At 39.9% G+C, this 526-nt stretch carries 1 protein-coding gene; it reads right to left on the reverse strand.

Annotated elements, in window-relative coordinates; all coding sequences use genetic code 11:
• Positions 1 to 234: 234 nt before the first annotated feature.
• The coding region (locus tag A5N85_RS14155; protein ID WP_249024008.1) for an IS630 transposase-related protein at positions 235 to 526 on the reverse strand (292 nt) is incomplete at its 5' end.

Below are 526 nucleotides of genomic sequence, written 5' to 3' on the forward strand. Positions count from 1 at the left end.
CTCTCACCCAATGAGAGAAAATATCGCTGTTAATAGAACCATCATATAAGCGTAAGGCAAACAATTCTCCATTGATAATGGCTCCAATCGCATTGCTCTGGTTTTTTAAATGCCAGTTATCACTTCCATGACAAACTTGTCCTTTTGTGCTGTAGCCATAAGGTCTATGAGCAAAGGCTTTAAAACCACATTCATCAAGATAGACTATCGGTTTGTCTTGAGCGGTCTTATCTACTATTTGTTCTTGAAAGTGCTCTCTTTGCTCTGTGTCGGCTTTTGGATGTTGGTTAATCTTTTTTTATGCGTTATCTTTAGTCGCTTTAGAGCATAACAAATCGCTGATTGCGAGCAATTAAAACGTCTAGCTCTTTCCCATTGGTAATCATCAGGATACTGCTCAATATCCTTAAGCAAGGCTTCATCATCAATCTTTGAGGGCTTACGCTCAGTAAAGCCTTTAGGATGGGATTTTAATCCAGCTATAGACGGTGAATTTGCTGATCTTGTAGCGCTTTGCAACAGCGCG

Source organism: Suttonella ornithocola (assembly GCF_001889065.1).
Lineage (GTDB): Bacteria > Pseudomonadota > Gammaproteobacteria > Cardiobacteriales > Cardiobacteriaceae > Suttonella_A > Suttonella_A ornithocola.